Below are 19,172 nucleotides of genomic sequence, written 5' to 3'. Positions count from 1 at the left end.
GGGAAGGTCTTGTTTTGATTTATATTCGCGAATGCACCTTTTCTCCCTGGACCCATACCTCTCGAATGTTTTCCGGCCGCGCCAGATACATGATTTTTTGAAAAACATCATGTAAATTTTCCATAGGATTATAAAGTGGCAGTCTAGCAGTCGGAACGCTGGTATCAATGATTTGTACATCCCAAGCATAGTTTTCTGCGATCCGGCCAATCGGCAGGCTTACACTTTCGCCGCCGCCCGCAGTTGCGAAATAAAATGCTTCATTCAGTGTAATGCGGGAATTGGGCACCCCGCGTTTTTCAGCTGGAAGGGAGGTGTTAACGCCATCCTCTAACATCCTCGATGAGATCACCGCTTGCCTTACATTATCGAAAAGACTCGGTGAAAAACCGCCGGAAATATCGGAACCCAGACCAATTTCCACACCTTTTTCCTGCAAACGGGCGATGGGAATGACGCTGTTGGCAAAATAGGCATTGGATATCGGACAATGGCAAACAGCAGTCCCGGTTTCTGCAAATAAAGCGGCGTCATGGTCATTTAAGAAATTACAATGAGCCATGACCGACTTTTCACGTAATAGGCCAAAATCATGTAAGGCAAAGGCATCATTTTTCTGGAAACGCTCCTGCACATAACCATGCTCCCAATCACTTTCGCTGCAATGGGATTGGACATATGTGTCATACTTCGCCGCTAATTCCCCTAATCCTTTTAATGCCTCGTCGGTACAGCTTGGAATGAAGCGCGGCGTTACAACAGGAAAAACGCCCTGTTTCGTCCGCTTTGCTAATTCTTTGACAGCTACAATAAATTCCTCCGTATCGGCTAGTGCCGTTTGCGTATCCGCATCCCGATAATAGTCCGGAGTTTGATCAGGGTTGTCCATCACGACTTTTCCAATTAATCCGCGCTGTCCTTTTTCGGCGCAAATTTCAGCAAGCACTAAACTTGCTTCTTTATGCACCGTGGCAAAGTAAAGCGCAGTCGTTGTTCCGTTTGCGATTAGAGTACTGACGACATCATGATAGACCTTTTTTGCAAAAGCTAGATCGGAAAACTTCGACTCAATCGGAAAGGTATAGGTGTTTAACCAATCGTAGAGCGGGATATCCAATGCTGTTCCGGCTTGTGCCCACTGCGGGGCATGAATGTGCAAATCGACAAAGCCGGGTAAAAAATACTGGCCATCAGCTAATCGATGGAAATGTTCATCTCCTGAATAGTCATCCAGTAATGCTTGATAATCGGTATCTTCAGGAGCGACAATTTTTTCAATCATCCCATCGGCATTGATAAAGAAAAGATGATCCTTTAGAATCTGTACCTCTTTTGGTGATTCGCTAGAAAAAGCAGTTCCCTGGAAAATATGCGTATGTTTCATATGTACCACCTAAATATTGAATTTTAAAAAACATATTTGTTATTATAGGGGATTCAAAATAGTAAGTCTATTTTTGGCGAATTGCATAAAAAAGACCATTACACAGGTAACGGTCTTTATGCAACTATTTGTACTTCTGATTCATGAACTAATTCGACATGAAATTTATTGTCCTTTTCCCGTATTTCCCAATATCCGGAAGTATACTTGTAAATCACCGTGTAAAGCTTGCTATCGTATATAACTTCTTCTATTTCCATTTTCATACCACCCTATCTAATGCACTTTGAGTGATACTATATATATTTTTGTTCTAGCTTTTTATTCCGAAAAAATGGCGTGGTGGTCTAGAAATATTTCTAAGAAGTACCAGGATTACGGGCAATTTGAATCATTGCAGGTAGGTGAAAAGAATCGTTTCTCATGATTGATGGAGAAAACGGTCAAAAATTGTTTAATTGGCTCGAATGCTGTTCATGAAAGTGACGTTAAGCGGAAAGGGGGTGAGATGTTGCACTTCCGCCATTTTCTTATACCAACTCTTATGGTTGGAGCAGCCCTGTTTTTACCGGGTAATGCTTTTGCCGAGAAGAGTGATAATAATGGAAAATTACATTCCCAAAAAGAAATGGTACAAACTTCAGAAAAAACGGTGAACACTGCTAAACAGGCCAACTTACCTAAAAAAGCTGAAAATGGAAAAGCTGTGGGCAAACCTGCAACAGTATCCGAACCAGCGAGCAAAAGTCAGGCTGTAGTAAAACAGCCGTCTTCCAACGCTGCTCCTAATCAAGCCGTTTCCCATCAATCTGTTGCTGCGACGGCGAAAGCTTTGCCGGAACAGGCCAACGGGAATGCATATGGTCATTCTAAAGGAGCGAAGGTTGAAAAAATCATAAATGCCCCTGGACAAATGAAAAAGGCTGCTGTACAGGAAAAAGAAAGCGGACTTAAAACGGAACAACTAATTTCTAATGATGAAGCAGAACATTCCGCTGAAAGTACCGTAAATGATAAAGTCGAATCGACAAAATTGGTCCATCGAGACCAACCTCAAGAGGAGAATTTAGACATATCGAACTCCATAAAGGCAGCGAAATTTGAACCAGCATTGCCCGTGCCTATAGAAAAAGGCAAGGTCCCTTCTAGTAAAGAAGAGTTGCCAGCTGTCGATCAGGCCATAAACCCGGCACAACGTTCAAACAATACTGGCAGCTCATCCAATGATCGAGTCAGCACAGGGGTAAATGCCATCGGCTATTCAGATAAGTGGTTCGAATGGAATAAGTACACTGAAATCAAGCTTGTCCAACCATTCTATTCTCGGTATGCATTAATGAATACTCAATGGGTGAATGCTCCGCCTTCGCCACCGCCGCAAGAAGCTCCTTTTTTTAAAAACGTTTACCGCAGCTAATCGCCACGGAACACGAAAATAAAAGGAGCGAATATAAACATGAAACATTATCTAAACCCTAATAAAGTTGTGAAATCTTTTGTATTAGCTGGAGCAGTGTCATTTGGAATTTTAGCTGGAGGTCATTTTACTGAAGCGGCTGGTCCTGATAAGGCAAATGGAGGGCATTCCGTTGAAGTAAAAGCTGAACAAGCAGCGAAATCTCAAGCGGGCGTCCATGCTAGCGAAACAGCAAAATTGAATGCTAATCCAAACTCGGCAGTTCTAGGCAAGGTTGGAAAAGTGAAAGAACAGCCAAAAGCTGAACAAGCAGCAAAATCTCAAGCGAGCGTTCATGCCAGCGAAACTGCAAAATTGAATGCTAATCCAAACTCGGCAGTTCTAGGTAAGGTTGGAAAAGTGAAAGAGGCAGCAGCGGAAGAAGCTCAGGTTCAACAATCTGCAGCAGAAGAGTCTGCAAGTAAAGCACAAGAACCTGCAGTAGAAGAGAACGTTGACGTTAACACAGACGTTACAACTGAAGACCAAGGTATTGAAGCCGAAATTGATGCTGATGATGCAGCAGCTGTTAAAGAGGATGAAAAAGCTGAAGATGAAGCAGCTGTTAAAGAGGATAAAAAAACTGAAGATAAAGCGTCTGTGGAAGAGGATGAAAAAGCAGCAGATGTCGATGCTGATTCACAAGCAGGTATTGAGGATGAGAAAGATGCTGACCAAAAATCTGATTCTAAGAAATTCGTTCGTGATCGTGAGGGTATCGTGAACACGAAAAATGATGAAGATACAGAGTCAGATGAAGAAGATACAGACACAGACAAGGATGCAAAGGTTAATCCTTCAGCTGCTAACAAAATAAAGTCTCAAGCATTCGAACATGCAAGTGACACGGCTAAAGCTCATGCTGCGGCAAACGCAGCAGTCCATGCTAATGGCGAAGCAGCTGGAACTGAAGAAACAACAGTTGACACAGAAGAAGTAGCAGTTGAAGAAACAACAGCTGACACGGAAGAAGTAGCAGTTGAAGAAACAACAGCTGACACGGAAGAAGTAGCAGTTGAAGAAACAACAGCTGACACAGAAGAAGTAACAGTTGAAGAAACAACAGCTGACACAGAAGAAGTAGCGGCTGAAGAAACAACAGCTGACACAGAAGAAGTAGCAACAGAAGAAACAGCAGTTGACGCAGAAGAAGTAGCAGTTGAAGAAACAACAGCTGACACAGAAGAAGTAGCAGTTGAAGAAACAACAGTAGACTCTAAAGAAGTTACAGTTGAAGCTATAGAAGTAAGCCCATCTGTAGCAAACAAAGCGCAAGCTCAAGCTAGCGTAAAAGCAAGCGCTCAAGCAAAAGCACATGCTGCAGCAAATTCTGCTGTACTTGCAGTTACTGTAGACGCAACGGTTGAAGCAGCTGCAAAGGAGTAACTTACTCTTTGTAAGAGGCTAGCAGTCAGTTTTGCTAATGTTTAACGAAAGAGCACATTAGTGGGCAGAGGGAGAAATCTCTCTGCCTATTTCGATTTAAAAGGGATATGTTTTCCATTACTTCCAAGTCATTTCGCTTGCTGTATTTCTTAAAATCCCATATTATGAATTCGAGATAAATAAAACTTTGATAAATAAAGGAGACTTTTATTATAATGAATATTTTAGTTGTAAAAGCAAATAACCGCCCAGCTTCAGAAGCTGTATCTAGTAAAATGTATGAAACATTTATGGAAAACTTAGAAGGCGTAAACGTCACAACTTACGATGTTTTTGCAGAAGATATGCCATACTTTGGCCAAGATTTATTCAACGCATTTGGTAAAATGCAATCAGGTGAAGAGTTGACAGACATTGAACAACGGATTGTAGCGGCAAAACAAAAAGCAATGGATGCATTATCAGCAGCTGACGTTGTTGTATTCGCGTTCCCATTATGGAACTTAACAATCCCTGCTAAATTACAAACGTTCATCGACTATGTGTACGCAGCAGGTTTTACCTTCAAATATAACGAAAATGGCCAGCTAGTCAGCCTAATGACGGACAAAAAAGCGGTCATTCTAAACGCGCGAGGCGGCATTTACTCCACTCCAGAAGCAGCACCAATGGAAATGGCGGCTACCTATATTAAAAATGTTGTTGGCGGCGTATTCGGTATGCAAATCGTTGATGAAGTCATTATTGAAGGACACAATGCTGCACCAGACCAAGCGCAAGAAATTATTGCAGAAGGATTAGCAAAAGTGGCAGAAGTCGCAAAAAGCTTTTCAGCAGTAACGGCATAAATTACGGCCAAATCCCGGCCAAGAGGGAATGACCTCGAGTAAAAGGTATTAAAGACAAAAAGCACCTCTCTTCTTACCAAGAGAGGTGCTTTTTACAACTTATTACCATAAACATATATGCAGAAGTATAAAGGGTGTCAGGCACCATTTATACTACACTGATGTTGCTTATGTTGCTTATGTTGCTTATGTTGCTTAGTTGGTGTTAACCTACATGGCTGATTTTGGTGTTTGCTCCTGGCCCCTTTTTTATTAATCGGTTGCCGATATAATAGAAAATGGCGGATGAAACGATTCCGGAAAAGGCAACTGAAAATTCCGGTGCAAAGAAATTCACAAACAATGCGACTGTCGAAGCTAATCCCCAAGCAATAAAGGCAAGTGGTTTCCATTTCATGGAATCGCTTGCTTGGTTATCAGCTGATTTTTTCTTCAGAACCAATTGGTCCATAATAATGATTGTCGCGATTGGCGGAACAATTAAACCAAGAAGCTCAAGCCAGCTTTGGAAAGCACTCCAAATACCGGATAGAGCTGCTATGATGCCAATGATTCCAAGAATGACGGTTAGTGATCTCATTTTTTTACCCGTCATATGTGACCAGCCCACCGCACCATTATACAAACAGTGTGTACATCCAACCCCAAGATTGATAAATACAAACACAATCGCCAAGATGGTTAAAAGCGGACCTTGTCCTGAAAGTATGGGCATAAAATCTCCGCCATTAGCAGCAGGGTTTTGGATGACACCGGTGGCAACGATGAGTGCGCCAATTACCTCAGCGATGAATTTTCCGAATGGAAAAGCCGAAATAGCCGCTAACAGTCCTTCTCGGCCATTCTTCGACCATCTTGTAAAGTCTGCTGTCATTGTTCCGGAATCTGCGAATGTGGCAAATACCAATGTAACTGCTGCTCCAAAAGACATGATTCCCACCCCGGCAGCTGGTTCGTAATTTATGAAATCGGAACTGCCGGTTTTCATCGCAATCACTACAGCAATTATTCCTAATATCAGGTACAAAGGTGCGGCAATCCAGCCTAAAAAGGTTAGGGCCTTAATCCCGATAAAGGTTGCGGCAACGTAGAGGACGCCGCCTAATAACGTCATCCATAACAAATTTGCTCCAAATGAACGAGCCATTGTATCCCCGGTTAGACCTACCATAAGGGCAAACCAGCCTACTACTACAGTGGAAAGTAATCCTGACACGGCAAAATACCCAAACCGTCCAAATGTCCTTTGGGCCGTCATAGCAAAATTCTCTCCAGTTTTCCCCGCAAGGTAGCTTAGCGCACCCACTATGAGACACAACAGCAAATTACCCGCCAGTATGGCTGCAACTCCTGCCTTGAATCCCAGCATTGCTGTGATAACTCCGCCAATGACCGCACTTGTCAAAACCATAGGGAAGCCAAACCATACCGCTGCTACCGAAGATAAGGATTTTCGGTATTCCAGAGGTACCGGAGTCGTTTCAAACTCTGGATCTAATAGCTTTTTATCAACATTGTTGGTTGACATAAATTTTCCTCCTTTTGTGTTTTTTTGAAGCATTACCAATCTAAGGCTTCACGTTTATTCTAGGAGGGATTCTTTTCACCGTCATCGTATAGTAACACTAATATTTACCAATGCTTCTTAGGCAATCTATACAAAGGTTTGTGAAAATTGTGTGTAATATTCAATTAAAGAAATGAAGCTTCTTATGCCCCTTAAATGGTCGTGCCATATCTTTATATATTTCTCACTAAACAGAACAAGTGTTTTGGTGTAGAATAAATAAAGTGTGGTGGTGCTTAGGTAAAATACTCACAACAAATTAATTAAAGGTGGACATACAATTGAACGGTACAGCACATGCAGCATTAGGAGCGGCGACAGGATTTATCGTTGCCAACACGTTTCAAGCTTCTCCCTCTACGACGCTCTTATTCGTAGGTTTAGGAGCAGTATCTGGGTTAATGCCTGATCTTGACATTGATGGCAGTCTTCGCGGCAAAATCACCTTATCTCATAAGGTAATTCAAACGGTTGCCCAGCTAATTGGAGCCCTGATGATCTTTTATAGTTTTTTTGAGGGCGGAGCTACAGAGAAGTGGTTTGGGATCGTCATTGGATTGAGTATGATGATTGCAGCCTCAAAGCTCAAGCAAAAACATATGCTAACAATCACAGGTGTCGGTGTACTTGTGGGGGGTGTCTCTTTACAAGAACCATGGTTGATCCTGCTTGGGATTTATATTTTAATTGCTTCATTTGTATCGCACCGCAGTTATACCCATTCGATAGTGGGAGTCATTTACTTCGGAGTCATCGCTGCCAAATTAGAAGAGTCACTTGGAATTGACGGAGTATTCTATACCTGTCTTGCAGGATACATCAGTCATTTGATGGCCGATCTAAAAATCCTGCCATTTAATAAACGCGGGATTAAACTGTTTTTGCCCGTTTCCTCGAAAGAAATTTAGTGGACAACTCTCGTCTCATAAAATGTATGAAATTGGCGAAACTAAGCTTAAGAAGCGATTATTTTGACAACAATTTTTGCCTTCAGTAAAATAAGTTTTATGGACTGTTGATATATCAACTAATAGGGTGCTGGCTATGAAATACGAACCATTAAACAATATCGGCGTTATGATTCACGCAGTTGATTTAGATATTACGAAGTTTGTAAATGATAAATTAAAGGCAATTCAGTTAACAAATGAGCAAAATTTATTAATGGCTCTTCTTTGGGAGCGAGAAGGAATCTCCCAAAATGAAATGGCTGCGAAATTGAATAAAGATAAAGCCGGTATTGCTCGAATGATTTCAACACTTGAAAAAAAAGGCTATATCCGCAGAAAATCATGTCCAAACGATAAGCGTTCTGTTGAAGTTTATCTCACAGAAGAGGGGAGAAAACTTGGCGATGATGTGATTCCAATCAATAAAAACATCATTCAAGCACTCAATAACGGAATGACAGAAGAAGAGATAGGGGAACTTCGGAGACTGCTTATGAAAATTCGAGGGAATGTAAATATTTTATAGTCAGACCATACAAAATAGTGATATATTGACCAATTTACAATATCATTGGAGGCCATGAATTATGAAAGTCGTTGCAATCGTTGGAAGCATACGTAAGGAATCATATAACCTAAAACTGGCGAAGTATGTGCAAAAAAGGTATCAAGAGCACATGGATATTGAAATACTAAGTATTCGCGACCTGCCACATTATGATCAGGATACCGAATTAAACCCGCCACAAGTAGTGACTGAATTTAAAAGCAAAGTAGCGAATGCAGACGCTGTTCTTTGGGTAACTCCGGAGTATAATTATTCCATCCCTGGCGTATTAAAGAATGCGATGGATTGGTTATCACGTGTGGATAAAGTCATGATTGGTAAGCCATCTTGGATCATGGGCACGACAATGGGGGCACTGGGAACGGTTCGTGCTCAACAGCACTTACGGGATATTTTATTTTCCTCAGGGATTGGCTCACCGCTGCTACCTGGAAATGAAGTATATGTAGGAGCCGTTCATGAAAAAATTGATGAAGCAGGAAATCTTACTCATGAACCAACGATTAAATTTATCGATTTGGTAGTTGATAACTTTATTAATTGGTATAACAGGATCAAATAATCAATAAATACGAGTGTCAGGCACCCTCCAGAAAAACGGAAGGTACCTGGCACTTTTTTTATTTAAGAAAGTTTTAATATTTCATTAATAGCCAGTTTAGGGTATTTGTCTATTATTATCCTGTAACATCAAATTAATCGGAGGAGGAACGTCAATGAACAAGAAAGTGCTGGCTGCTGCAGGCATCAGTGGATTATTAATGGCAGGAGGTGTTTTATCGGCATCTGCGTCCACATCGGGATACGACCTGTTCAAAACGTCTGTGAAGAAAACGCACACGGTCGACAGTTTTACCGCCCATACCACAGCATCCCTAACGGATAACGGCAAGGAGATTTACCAGGTGAATTCCTTGAACACATTAAATGTAAAGGATGAATCCGGCAATAGCACCATCAGTGTGACAAATGGCGGTAATACGACAAAGGTCGACTATTTTTCAAAGGCAGATCAGACCGTTGTGAAGAGCAGCAAGGATGATAACTACTATGTCAAACAAGAAGCGGAACATAAGCATGAGGCTAACCGAAAGGAACATAAAGATGAAAACCTTTCACCGCAAATGCAAAAAGATGTAGAGGCGATCTTTGATGCGATTACAAAAAATTATCAAGACAAGATTACCACGAAAGATGGCGCCAATGGACAGACAGAATTGCAGCTGGATCTGTCTAAAAATCAAATCCCTGCCGTTGGACAGGCGGTTGTGTCCTTCTTCCTGAAAAACATCGATCAGCAGAAGGATGGGCATGAAAAGGCAAAATTTGGTTCATTGCAGTTTGCCGATTTAAAACCACAGGTTCCGCAGCTGAAAAACAACATAAACGTTTCCCGTGTTGTCCTAAACGGTGTTGTGGATAATAGTGAATACTTAGTTGGGCAAGAAGCTACTATCTATGTTTCCGGTGACGATGTAAACGGTACGCACCATGACCTTGTATTAAAGCTTGCAAACAAATTTGATCAATTAAATCAGGCAAAGGTAACAGGCGTTGATTTAACAGGCAAAAAAGTTGTCAACGTACAAGAAAAGCATGACGGACATGAAGATTAATTTGCAAAGGTAAAACAACGAGGGCGGGGGAGCCTTTCCACTGTCCTTGTTTTTAAAACTTGAATATTTCAAGCAAGGAGCTTGTTGAGATAAAACAACCGTAAAAAAGGAGTGAGCTGTATGCCGATTCTCGAAGTGAAAAGCGTCACGAAGCAATATAAAGATGGACGTGGGGTGGAAAATATTACTTTTACCATCGAACAGGGTGAAATTTTCGGGCTATTAGGTCCGAACGGTGCCGGAAAAACAACGCTGATGAAGTGTATTGTGGCATTATGCCACCCTAATCAGGGAGAGGTTAAGATAAATGGGTACAACGTAAGAGAACAGTTTGAACAAGCGATGCAGTCGGTTGGCACGCTCATCAGCGGTGTGGAGGCGGTTGATTATTTTACTGCCTATGAAAACCTAAAAGTCGTAGCCCGGTTCTATCCATCACTTGAAAAAGGAAGAATCGATGAAGTGCTCCAATGGGTCGGAATGGAGGCGCATAAAAATGAAAAGGTGAAATCCTTTTCAACTGGAATGCGCCAGCGCTTATATTTGGCAGCGGCCCTGCTTTCCAACCCGTCTTTGGTGATCTTAGACGAACCGACAAACGGTCTCGATATTGAAGGAAAACTTGATTTTAAAGAGCTTATCAGCCGCCTGGCTAGTGAGAAAGGTGTCACCTTTATACTCTCTACTCATTTGATCGATGAGGTGGAGCGTTTATGTAATCGAATCGCCATATTATCAAAAGGGAAAATAATAGGGGAAGTAGCGAAAAGTCAATTAGCAAAAGGGGAAACCTTTGAATCCTATTATATTACCCATATTCGGAAAGGGAAGGAAGTGATCGAGCATGCTGAACTTGTCAAATGAGTGGACCAAATTAGTACGGAAAAAATCAACGATTGTCTTGTTATGCCTCTCAGCCTTATTCCCTTTACTCACCGGCCCTGCTATTCAAATGATGCAAAGCAGGTTTGGCTTCACAGCCTTTGACGGGGAGTCGTTCCCATTAGTGATTTTAAGTTTAGCGGTCACCTTTTACATGCCGTTATTATTAGCGCTTTGCGTCAGTGACATGTTTGCAGGGGAACAAGAGCAAAAGACACTATCCTTCCTACTTGTCAGGCCGCTCTCACGGTTCAAGCTGTTTACTTCCAAGCTCATCTGTACCGGCATCTACTTATTGACTCTTTTGCTCATTGTCTGTCTATCTTCATTGATAACAGGAGCCATCTGGCTTGAGAATTTTACCTTTAGTGGTTTGTTAGTAAGTCTATCATCGTTTTTGCTCTCATGGTTTCCGTTAATGGCAATGGGAATCCTCTTCGTTTTCCTTGCCCAATGGGTGGGCTCTAGCAGCAAGGTTCTAACCTTTTCAATATTGCTTTATTTAGTCATGGTTGTTCTGACCTATCTTGTTCCAACCGTCGCCGAGTGGTTGCCGGTATACGATAATAACTGGTATCAACGCTGGATCAATAATGGGTTGAATAGCGCAACTTTCGGAAGATCCCTTTATCTTTTATCATTTTGGGCCTTATTCTTCACACTAGGTTATTATAAGTTTAGTCAAAAGGAATTCTAATGAAGAAGGTAGTGTTTAGATGTCCATTCGTTTAAGACTTTTATTATCCAATCTTGCCATGATTCTCGTCCCGATCATTTTTGTTTGCCTATCTGCGTTTTTAGTGGCCTTGCTGTTTAGAGGGGATATTAAAGAATTGCGAAACATCTACCTGCCGCCGGAGCATCACAATAATATGACAGAAAAAAATCAATTATTTATTGATCTGCACAAGGAAACTATGAAAAACCCGGGGGCATTTTTGGAACGGGCTTATTTAAAGCAGATTAACAGTCAATTAAATCAAATGAGCGGGACTTCATTAGTAGTGAGAAAAGGCAAGCAAATGATCTATGTACCCGCAAAATTAAAAGGATTAGAAATGAGTGAACTGCCACCATTCGGCTTGTTTGGCGAAGTGGACCCGGTCGAACGAATTGATCATCAATTTATCTCGATCAAAAAGCTTGATTTTTACTATCCTGATGGGGCAGAGGGTTCATTGTTCTTTGTCACCGATGCCAGCAGTTTTGCCAATTTCGTACGTACTTCCTTCCCAATAATATTTATTGGTTTACTCATTGTGTTAATCGGGACGAATGGATTGTTGACCTACTATGTGTCAAGGAGTATCATCCGTCCGATTCGCGGGTTACAAAAGGCGGCCAAGCGGATGAAAGAAGGCGATCTGACACTGCCCATTCCGGTCCAGTCTAAAGATGAAATGGGTCAGCTTGCCCAAGGATTCGAAGAAATGAGGGTTCGTTTAAAAGAATCGATTGAAACCCAGCTCGCCTATGAGGAAAATCGGAAAGAACTGATTGCAAATATTTCACATGATTTAAAAACACCGATTACGACCATTAAAGGATATGTGGAAGGAATCAGAGATGGCGTCGCCAACAGCCCGGCAAAAATTGGCCGTTACATTCAAACAATTCATTCGAAATCAGTTGAATTGGATCATATGATTGATGAACTCTTTTTATACTCGAAACTTGACTTGCAGCGGCTTCCCTTTCATTTTGAAAAAATCCGTTTCGATCACTACCTGCAGGACTTTGTCGAAGAGCTTCGCTTTGATCTGGAGGAAAAGCGGGTGGAACTGACCCTAAAGATTGAAAAAGGCGACTATCTTATCATAGGGGACCGTGAGCATCTGAAACGGGTGATCACGAATATTGTCGATAATTCATTGAAGTATATTGAAAAACCGGACAAAGTGCTGTCGTTTCATTTATCGACAGCAGGGGATTATGTTCTGTTCAGCATGATGGACAACGGCCCAGGGATTGCAGAAGAAAATTTAACGGTGATCTTTGACCGCTTTTATCGAGTCGATATGGCGCGGGGAACGGAAAAGGGCGGAAGCGGACTGGGCTTATCGATAGCGAAGCGGATAATTGAAGAACATCATGGTTCCATCTGGGCAGAAAGCGTGCAAGAACAAGGAACAACGATCTCTTTTACGTTAAAAAAAGCAGGTGAAGAACAGTGAAACGCATCTTAATTATTGAAGATGATAAGAGTATTGCCGAGCTTGAACGGGACTACTTAGAAATAGAGGGATTTTCGGTTGAGATTGCTTTAACAGGCGATGACGGCCTGCACATCGCTCTAAGTGAAAATATCGACCTGGTGCTGCTCGATCTAATGCTGCCGGGGGTGGATGGCTTTCACATTTGCAAAGCAATCCGAACCGAAAAGGATATCCCAATCCTGATGGTCTCTGCCAAAAAAGAAGACATCGATAAGATTCGCGGTTTGGGCTTGGGTGCTGATGATTATGTCGTCAAGCCCTTTAGCCCGAGTGAGCTGGTCGCTAGGGTGAAGGCGCATCTCTCGCGGTATCAGCGGTTGATTGGAAAGGAATCCCAAAGTGACAGTATTATGATCCGGGGGCTGCGGATTGATCAGGCGCCAAGAAGGGTGTATGTCAATAACCAAGAGGTGGTTTTTACAACCAAGGAGTTTGATGTCCTCACCCATTTGGCCCTTCATCCAAACCGTGTCTTTAGCAAAGAACAGTTATTTGAAAAATTATGGGGCTATGATTCTATAGGGGAAATTTCCACCGTAACCGTCCATATTCGAAAAATACGTGAAAAAATCGAAGCCGACCCCTCCAATCCGCAGTACATCGAAACCGTATGGGGCGCCGGCTACCGGTTTAAAGGTTGATAGGGGCCGGTTCCCAAAACAACAATAGAAATTCTTAAAAAAAGGTAGGTAGATTATGTCCCATTTTATTCAGTCCATCTTTGATTTGCTATCAAACCTTGGCTACTTAGGAATTGCTCTCGGTTTAATGGTAGAGGTGATCCCAAGTGAAATCGTCTTAGCCTATGGTGGATATTTAGTTTCAATTGGAAAGATTTCATTTATCGGATCAGTAATTGCAGGAACAATCGGCGGTCTGATTGCCCAGTGGTTTTTATACTGGCTGGGGCGATATGGGGGGAGACCGTTTCTCAATAAGTACGGAAAGTATATCTTGATCAAGCCGCATCATGTCGATCTTGCCCAACAATGGTTTAGCAAATATGGGACAGGCGTGATTTTTACAGCACGCTTTATTCCTGTTGTACGACATGCCATATCCATTCCTGCAGGGATTGCCCGGATGTCGTTTGCAAAATTTAGCATCTATACTGTAGTTGCCATTATTCCATGGTCTGTTCTTTTTCTCTATTTAGGAATGACATTAGGAACGAATTGGGAGCAAATTAATCAAGCAGCCAAACCTTACATTACCCCTGTCATCATCATTGCAATTATTTTTGTGATTGGTTATGTCGGGTATAAATGGAAATTTAAGAAGAATGATATGAAATAGATCATGGGACAGAGAAGGAACAATTATTTGAAAAAAGATATGGAGAGTGAGAAAATGAACTACTCTGGAGAAAAAGACGGTAATAATAGGAGAAATCAATCTAGAAGCCGGCAGTTATTGAACAAGGTTCCGGAAGTCACCATCTTCTTCTGGGTGATCAAGATCATGGCTACAACTGTGGGAGAAACAGCAGCAGACTTTCTGAATTTTAACCTAAACTGGGGATTAACAAATACGACAATAGTTATGGCTGTCCTTCTGCTCATTATTCTTTTCTTTCAGTTCCGGGCAAAGAAATATGTGCCAAGTATTTACTGGCTTGCGGTTGTCATGATTAGCATTGTTGGTACGCTTGTAACCGATAATCTGGTGGACAATCTTGGAGTGTCTCTAGTGACGACTACAATCATCTTCAGTATGGCATTGTTGGCAGCATTTATTGCTTGGTACACGAGTGAAAAGACACTTTCCATTCACTCCATTTACACTACGAAGCGGGAAGCATTCTACTGGTTGGCCATTCTGTTCACTTTCGCTTTAGGTACGGCTGCAGGTGACCTTATAGCAGAGGGTCTGAACATGGGCTATTGGAAATCTGCGCTTATGTTCGCTATTTTAATTGCAGTGGTTACAGTCGCTTATTATGGCTTTAAGCTGAATGCTGTACTGTCCTTCTGGATCGCTTACATCTTGACTCGTCCTCTCGGTGCTTCACTTGGCGACTTTTTGTCACAGCCTCGTAAAGATGGAGGTCTTGGCTTAGGTACGGTCGGAACCAGTGCAATCTTCCTTGTCATCATTTTATGCCTTGTCTTCTATCTAACGAAGACGAAAAGAGACGAACTCCCTCGTCCAACAACAGAATAATCAAATACACATGGAGAGGATCTGTTCATGAATCTTAAATCTCATCTTATCATCGGTTTTATCTTTAGTTTGGTCTGTGTAGTCGGGTTCGCTGTTATATCTTTGTTAATCAGTGACCATAAAATTATCAATTTTGACAGCAATGTAATAGCAGCTATTCAAGGAATGGAAACACCTTTGTTAACAAAAGTGATGAAATTTTTTACCTTTGTTGGTTCGACTCCAGTTGTCATTATTCTTAGTATCTTGTTAATCGTTTTTCTGTATAAGGTCTTGCATCATCGTTTAGAATTAATTTTATTCGTTTCAGCCATAATCGGCTCGGCCATTCTAAACCAAGTATTGAAACAAGTTTTTCATCGGATGCGTCCCGATTTTCACCGCTTAGTCGATATTTCAGGGTACAGTTTCCCAAGCGGACATGCCATGAATGCCTTTACCGTTTATGTAATTATTTCCTTCTTGCTTTGGCGCCATATTCCAAGCAAGTGGGGGAGGAGCCTGTTAATTTGCCTAAGTGCTGTCATGATTCTAGCGATTGGCACCAGCCGGATCTATTTAGGAGTGCATTACCCCAGCGATATAATCGGCGGTTATTTAGCAAGCGGCTTCTGGTTAACGGTAGCGATATGGTTTTTCCAATATTATAAAGAAAAACGGTATAATAAAAAATATAAACGTGGTTAACTGCATAAAAGATGACAAAGTACTTGTGCTTTTCTTTTTTAGTTCATGCAATATATATTAACGAAAAAGGCTAATTAGATAGGAGGTATTAGCCTATTTTAGAAATTCTATGAATAATTCAGGTTTAATTATAATAATTGAAAAAAGTGAATGTCAAAAAAACGTTTGAGGAATTGTCCTCAAGCGTTTTTTTATCGCTGCTAAACACAACTGTTGATTTTTAGTGCCAAAAATATGCCTTCTATATTGCCGATTTATTCCAGTTGTGTTTTCAAAGTAAGGAATAAAGAAAAATGGAAAAAATAAAGCTATTATTTTTGTTAATGAAAGTTTTTTTATCACAAAGAAGCGATTAAGGATTTTATCGATGCTAACTAAGTAATTCAAAATGGACAAGCAATAGATGGAACTAGTATGGGTTAACCTTTACATAGGAGGAAATAAAATGCAACTTTTTACGGACTTGATTGATTAAGCATTATGGATATGTCGTATTAATTTTCTCTCTTATGTTAGAACTTATTGCTCTGCCAATACCTGGAGAGGATTAAGCCGCATTTACTTGGTGCAGCAATCCCCAAGTGATGTGGTAGCCGGTTACGTCTTTGGGGGTGTATGGTTAAGTCTTAACATTCTAGTATTGGAAATTTTCAGATTTACTAACAGGCTCAACAAGTTGAAACAAAATAAAAGTAGATGAAATAATTTACCTTAAATCCTTTAAAATATATCTCTTGTTTAACTCCTGTCCAAAGGTCAATAAAGTCAGCAATAGACATTGGCGGCTATTGTGATTACAAAAAGGGGAGGCCACATCCTTGACGTGAATCGTGCACCAATAGCAGCCTAACAACACGATAGAGAAACTTTGAAAGATTGGCTCGAATAAAGCCAATCTTTCTTTACGTTCTTTTCTTTCCAATCAATAACGTGATTTGTCCCATCGTGATGGGCAATGAGGTTTTTTTTCGATAAGCTAAATATTTCGGAAGCCATAAATCGGCATACTTATCTTTGAATTTTCTTAAACCTTGAAACGAATAAAAAAATTGCCCATGCAAAAATATTTGCGCTGCAACCTTTTCACTTAAAAACGAATATTTTGACAGCCCCACATTTGATAAAGGCGCCATACCGATATTAAAGGATTGATATCCTCGTCCTTTTGCCCATTCAAATAAGGATAGAAAAACAAAGTCCATCGTTCCGTTTGGTGCATTCTTCTCAAAGCGCATTAAGTCCAGCGAAATGGTTTGGTTTTGATCATAAACCGGCATCATGCTGACAAATCCAATAATTTCTGTTCCGTTTGCTTTAACAACGGCTATTTCCGCTTTATTGAGGTAAGCTTCATCAAAAAAACCGAGGGAAAACCCTTTTTCCGTTTTTCCTTGAAGCCATTCATCAGATATATCCTTAAGTTCCTTCAAGAACTCTGCATGAAAGGGAGGGTTTACAATCTCAAACTGATAATTTTCCCGTTCAAATTTATTTTTTACTGCCCGGGCACCTTTCATTTTTTTTCCACTAAATGAAAAGCTGACTAAATCAACATGCCCCTCCTCGCCGAGCTTGAAAAAATCATAACCGTTTTCATGCAGAGGGGGTAGCATTTTTTCGCTAACCTCGTAAAAAACTGGTGTATACCCATAAAGATCAGCTGTTTCTCGAAATTCTTCAATTGCTAGTAAAAATTCGTTTCGGTCTCCCACAAGGTCACCGAGGACTACAAGTTTGTCCGCATATACTTGATAGGCAAACATGACGTTGTCTTTTTTGTTCCAATAAATATATTTATCATGTAAAAAAATTAAATGGGTTAGGACCGTTCCATTATATTGATTCAAAAGATTTATGATTTTCTCTTCCTGGGTAATGGATGTTTGCAGCTCCCATTTTTTATTCCGCCGAAACAAATAGCCGGTGAAAAAAAGGAGTATTGCTATTAACAAGCCGATTAATGCGCTATTAAATAAATCACGATAGTCTTTTATCAGATAGGGTGAAAGCTTAGGATTCACCTTAATTTCAGAGGAAGGTAAATTGAGAAAGCCAATTAATACAAACATAAAGGTAATGACGATAAACATGCAGATATCAAAAATGGTTTTCCCCCAGCTTAAAACAAAGTGCTCTCTGTAAAATCGCTTTTTGGAAGCTCTTAAAAGTACGACAACAATTAAAATATACAATGCTTCCTCATAATCAAACCCTTTTAAAAAGGTGAATAAGGCCGCAAAAATTAAAACGAACATCGTTAGGTGATAGGCACGCTTCTCTTTATATTGGATACCACGTGATAGCCCAAGCAGGATAAAACCAGTTGCTACGGAGAGCTGATGCGAGATATTCATAATCGGAAAGGATAAAAATTCTTGAGCGATCTTTAGCCTGCCGATTATTCCTGGGACCGCTGCTGAAAGAAGCAAAACTAGTCCTGACAGAAAGACTAGGAAAGTTAATAATATATGGCTAACCCTTACCAGAATAGCATCAGGGACATGATTCCACAATTGATTCCACTTGTTCCAAAAATCCTTAATGAATAAAACTACCCCTGCTAAAAATGGAAGAATAAAATAGCCAATTCGATAAAATAGCAGAAGAACTACGACTTGCTCTTCTGGAACACCTAAACCATGCATCCCCCAAATAAAAACCAGGTCAAAGGACCCTAAACCGCCGGGAATCATACTAATAATTCCGGCGCAGGAAGCAATGATAAAAACGGGAAGAAGCCCGGAAAAATCAATTGTAATATTTAAAATGATGCATAATGACCAAATAACAATGAAAATGGCCATCCATTCAAGTAACGAAACGATAATTAGTTTGAGCGCCATTCCAAATTTGATCATTGATTCTGCTTGTTTTTTTCGTTGAATAAAATAGATGGTAATAAAAATCGGCAAATACATACTTACTGCTGCCACTGCCCAAAAAAGCCATTTTTTTTCATGCAAAAGAGGAGTACTTCGGAAACCGACAAGAACGATCCAGGTAAGCAAAGAAATCCCAGTGAGATAAAATAATGAAACAGAGGCAATTTTCTTCACTAGTATCTTTTTGTCTGCTTCAGCTTCATGATAGAAATAGGTTCTCAGTGATGCGCCAATAAGACCTCCAAAGCCAATTAAGTTTGAAAAGGTATTCGCAATAAAAGACTTTTTCGCCAGTTCTTTTACCGGTATTTTAACGCCTAATATTTTTGCTAAATATACATCATAGAAAAACATCGGGAAAATGGCACAATAGGTAATGAGAAAGATTAAGACCATCTTAATTAAATGTAATTGACCCATTTCATGCCGAAGCAAATAAACATTTATGTTACCAGTAAACTTTTTAATTTCATATCCCGCGAGTACTAGTAATATCAGCGGAAATAAAATTTTAAGAAATAAAAAGATCTTTTCTTTATTCATTTTTAGCATACTCATTCACCTATT

The 19,172-nt window shown here is 40.5% G+C and carries 18 protein-coding genes; 14 read left to right on the top strand and 4 right to left on the bottom strand.

Going from position 1 to position 19,172, the window contains the following annotated elements:
* Positions 1 to 19: 19 nt before the first annotated feature.
* Together guaD and FAY30_RS27305 are read right to left on the bottom strand one after the other, a co-directional pair.
* Positions 20 to 1,384, bottom strand: coding sequence for a guanine deaminase (gene guaD, locus FAY30_RS21485; protein ID WP_149871781.1), 1,365 nt, complete (start codon positions 1,382 to 1,384; stop codon positions 20 to 22).
* A 116-nt stretch (positions 1,385 to 1,500) separates the two neighbouring features.
* A complete protein-coding gene (locus FAY30_RS27305) occupies positions 1,501 to 1,644 on the bottom strand; it encodes a hypothetical protein (protein WP_190284722.1) in 144 nt (47 codons plus the stop codon).
* Positions 1,645 to 1,892: 248 nt separating this feature from the next.
* Between FAY30_RS27305 and FAY30_RS21480 the strand changes: the two genes are divergently transcribed.
* The 3 genes from FAY30_RS21480 (at position 1,893) to FAY30_RS21470 (ending at position 5,074) form a co-directional block, all read left to right on the top strand.
* A complete protein-coding gene (locus FAY30_RS21480; protein ID WP_190284721.1) occupies positions 1,893 to 2,801 on the top strand; it encodes a hypothetical protein in 909 nt (302 codons plus the stop codon).
* 39 nt (positions 2,802 to 2,840) lie between these two features.
* Positions 2,841 to 4,226 carry a hypothetical protein gene (locus FAY30_RS21475; protein WP_149871779.1) on the top strand — a complete coding sequence of 462 codons (1,386 nt, stop codon included), beginning with the start codon at positions 2,841 to 2,843 and terminating at the stop codon, positions 4,224 to 4,226.
* Between the two features lie 215 nt (positions 4,227 to 4,441).
* Complete coding sequence (locus FAY30_RS21470; protein WP_149871778.1) at positions 4,442 to 5,074, top strand: FMN-dependent NADH-azoreductase; 633 nt, start codon at positions 4,442 to 4,444, stop codon at positions 5,072 to 5,074.
* A 205-nt stretch (positions 5,075 to 5,279) separates the two neighbouring features.
* Here FAY30_RS21470 and FAY30_RS21465 read toward each other — a convergent pair whose 3' ends face one another.
* Positions 5,280 to 6,602, bottom strand: a complete 1,323-nt coding sequence (locus tag FAY30_RS21465; protein ID WP_149871777.1) for a cytosine permease — start codon at positions 6,600 to 6,602, stop codon at positions 5,280 to 5,282.
* A 320-nt stretch (positions 6,603 to 6,922) separates the two neighbouring features.
* Between FAY30_RS21465 and FAY30_RS21460 the strand changes: the two genes are divergently transcribed.
* The 11 genes from FAY30_RS21460 (at position 6,923) to FAY30_RS21410 (ending at position 15,723) form a co-directional block, all read left to right on the top strand.
* Positions 6,923 to 7,549 carry a metal-dependent hydrolase gene (locus FAY30_RS21460; RefSeq protein ID WP_149871776.1) on the top strand — a complete coding sequence of 209 codons (627 nt, stop codon included), beginning with the start codon at positions 6,923 to 6,925 and terminating at the stop codon, positions 7,547 to 7,549.
* 136 nt (positions 7,550 to 7,685) lie between these two features.
* Entirely contained in the window at positions 7,686 to 8,117 is a 432-nt protein-coding gene (locus FAY30_RS21455) for a MarR family winged helix-turn-helix transcriptional regulator (RefSeq protein WP_149871775.1), read from the top strand.
* Positions 8,118 to 8,178: 61 nt separating this feature from the next.
* Positions 8,179 to 8,721 carry an NADPH-dependent FMN reductase gene (locus FAY30_RS21450; RefSeq protein ID WP_149871774.1) on the top strand — a complete coding sequence of 181 codons (543 nt, stop codon included), beginning with the start codon at positions 8,179 to 8,181 and terminating at the stop codon, positions 8,719 to 8,721.
* A gap of 154 nt (positions 8,722 to 8,875) precedes the next feature.
* Positions 8,876 to 9,775 (top strand): hypothetical protein, encoded by a 900-nt coding sequence (locus tag FAY30_RS21445; protein WP_149871773.1) that lies wholly within the window; start codon positions 8,876 to 8,878, stop codon positions 9,773 to 9,775.
* A gap of 120 nt (positions 9,776 to 9,895) precedes the next feature.
* Positions 9,896 to 10,639, top strand: coding sequence for an ABC transporter ATP-binding protein (locus FAY30_RS21440; RefSeq protein ID WP_149871772.1), 744 nt, complete (start codon positions 9,896 to 9,898; stop codon positions 10,637 to 10,639).
* Complete coding sequence (locus FAY30_RS21435; protein WP_149871771.1) at positions 10,620 to 11,354, top strand: ABC transporter permease; 735 nt, start codon at positions 10,620 to 10,622, stop codon at positions 11,352 to 11,354. Before FAY30_RS21440 ends, FAY30_RS21435 begins: the two co-directional genes overlap by 20 nt.
* Positions 11,355 to 11,373: 19 nt before the next feature.
* On the top strand, positions 11,374 to 12,831 hold the full coding sequence (locus tag FAY30_RS21430; RefSeq protein ID WP_149871770.1) for a sensor histidine kinase: 1,458 nt from the start codon (positions 11,374 to 11,376) through the stop codon (positions 12,829 to 12,831).
* On the top strand, positions 12,828 to 13,514 hold the full coding sequence (locus FAY30_RS21425) for a response regulator transcription factor (protein WP_149871769.1): 687 nt from the start codon (positions 12,828 to 12,830) through the stop codon (positions 13,512 to 13,514). The genes FAY30_RS21430 and FAY30_RS21425 overlap by 4 nt, the downstream gene beginning before the upstream one ends.
* A gap of 55 nt (positions 13,515 to 13,569) precedes the next feature.
* Positions 13,570 to 14,169, top strand: coding sequence for an undecaprenyl phosphate transporter UptA (locus tag FAY30_RS21420; RefSeq protein ID WP_149871768.1), 600 nt, complete (start codon positions 13,570 to 13,572; stop codon positions 14,167 to 14,169).
* Positions 14,170 to 14,223: 54 nt separating this feature from the next.
* Positions 14,224 to 15,036 (top strand): COG4705 family protein, encoded by an 813-nt coding sequence (locus FAY30_RS21415; RefSeq protein WP_149872810.1) that lies wholly within the window; start codon positions 14,224 to 14,226, stop codon positions 15,034 to 15,036.
* A gap of 27 nt (positions 15,037 to 15,063) precedes the next feature.
* Positions 15,064 to 15,723, top strand: coding sequence for a phosphatase PAP2 family protein (locus tag FAY30_RS21410; RefSeq protein ID WP_149871767.1), 660 nt, complete (start codon positions 15,064 to 15,066; stop codon positions 15,721 to 15,723).
* A gap of 902 nt (positions 15,724 to 16,625) precedes the next feature.
* Here FAY30_RS21410 and mprF read toward each other — a convergent pair.
* Entirely contained in the window at positions 16,626 to 19,163 is a 2,538-nt protein-coding gene (gene mprF, locus FAY30_RS21400; protein WP_223820814.1) for a bifunctional lysylphosphatidylglycerol flippase/synthetase MprF, read from the bottom strand.
* Positions 19,164 to 19,172: the final 9 nt, after the last annotated feature.

It is taken from the genome of Bacillus sp. S3 (assembly GCF_005154805.1).
Taxonomy (GTDB): domain Bacteria; phylum Bacillota; class Bacilli; order Bacillales; family Cytobacillaceae; genus Neobacillus.
Note: the sequence above shows the minus strand (reverse complement) of the source record. Positions and strands in the feature narration are given on the sequence as shown.

Coding starts and splice junctions, on each gene's coding strand:
- guaD (WP_149871781.1), bottom strand. CDS start 1,384: ATGAAACATACGCATATTTTCCAGGGAACTGCTTTTTCTAGCGAATCA.
- FAY30_RS27305 (WP_190284722.1), bottom strand. CDS start 1,644: ATGGAAATAGAAGAAGTTATATACGATAGCAAGCTTTACACGGTGATT.
- FAY30_RS21480 (WP_190284721.1), top strand. CDS start 1,893: ATGTTGCACTTCCGCCATTTTCTTATACCAACTCTTATGGTTGGAGCA.
- FAY30_RS21475 (WP_149871779.1), top strand. CDS start 2,841: ATGAAACATTATCTAAACCCTAATAAAGTTGTGAAATCTTTTGTATTA.
- FAY30_RS21470 (WP_149871778.1), top strand. CDS start 4,442: ATGAATATTTTAGTTGTAAAAGCAAATAACCGCCCAGCTTCAGAAGCT.
- FAY30_RS21465 (WP_149871777.1), bottom strand. CDS start 6,602: ATGTCAACCAACAATGTTGATAAAAAGCTATTAGATCCAGAGTTTGAA.
- FAY30_RS21455 (WP_149871775.1), top strand. CDS start 7,686: ATGAAATACGAACCATTAAACAATATCGGCGTTATGATTCACGCAGTT.
- FAY30_RS21450 (WP_149871774.1), top strand. CDS start 8,179: ATGAAAGTCGTTGCAATCGTTGGAAGCATACGTAAGGAATCATATAAC.
- FAY30_RS21445 (WP_149871773.1), top strand. CDS start 8,876: ATGAACAAGAAAGTGCTGGCTGCTGCAGGCATCAGTGGATTATTAATG.
- FAY30_RS21440 (WP_149871772.1), top strand. CDS start 9,896: ATGCCGATTCTCGAAGTGAAAAGCGTCACGAAGCAATATAAAGATGGA.
- FAY30_RS21435 (WP_149871771.1), top strand. CDS start 10,620: ATGCTGAACTTGTCAAATGAGTGGACCAAATTAGTACGGAAAAAATCA.
- FAY30_RS21430 (WP_149871770.1), top strand. CDS start 11,374: ATGTCCATTCGTTTAAGACTTTTATTATCCAATCTTGCCATGATTCTC.
- FAY30_RS21420 (WP_149871768.1), top strand. CDS start 13,570: ATGTCCCATTTTATTCAGTCCATCTTTGATTTGCTATCAAACCTTGGC.
- FAY30_RS21415 (WP_149872810.1), top strand. CDS start 14,224: ATGAACTACTCTGGAGAAAAAGACGGTAATAATAGGAGAAATCAATCT.
- FAY30_RS21410 (WP_149871767.1), top strand. CDS start 15,064: ATGAATCTTAAATCTCATCTTATCATCGGTTTTATCTTTAGTTTGGTC.
- mprF (WP_223820814.1), bottom strand. CDS start 19,163: ATGAGTATGCTAAAAATGAATAAAGAAAAGATCTTTTTATTTCTTAAA.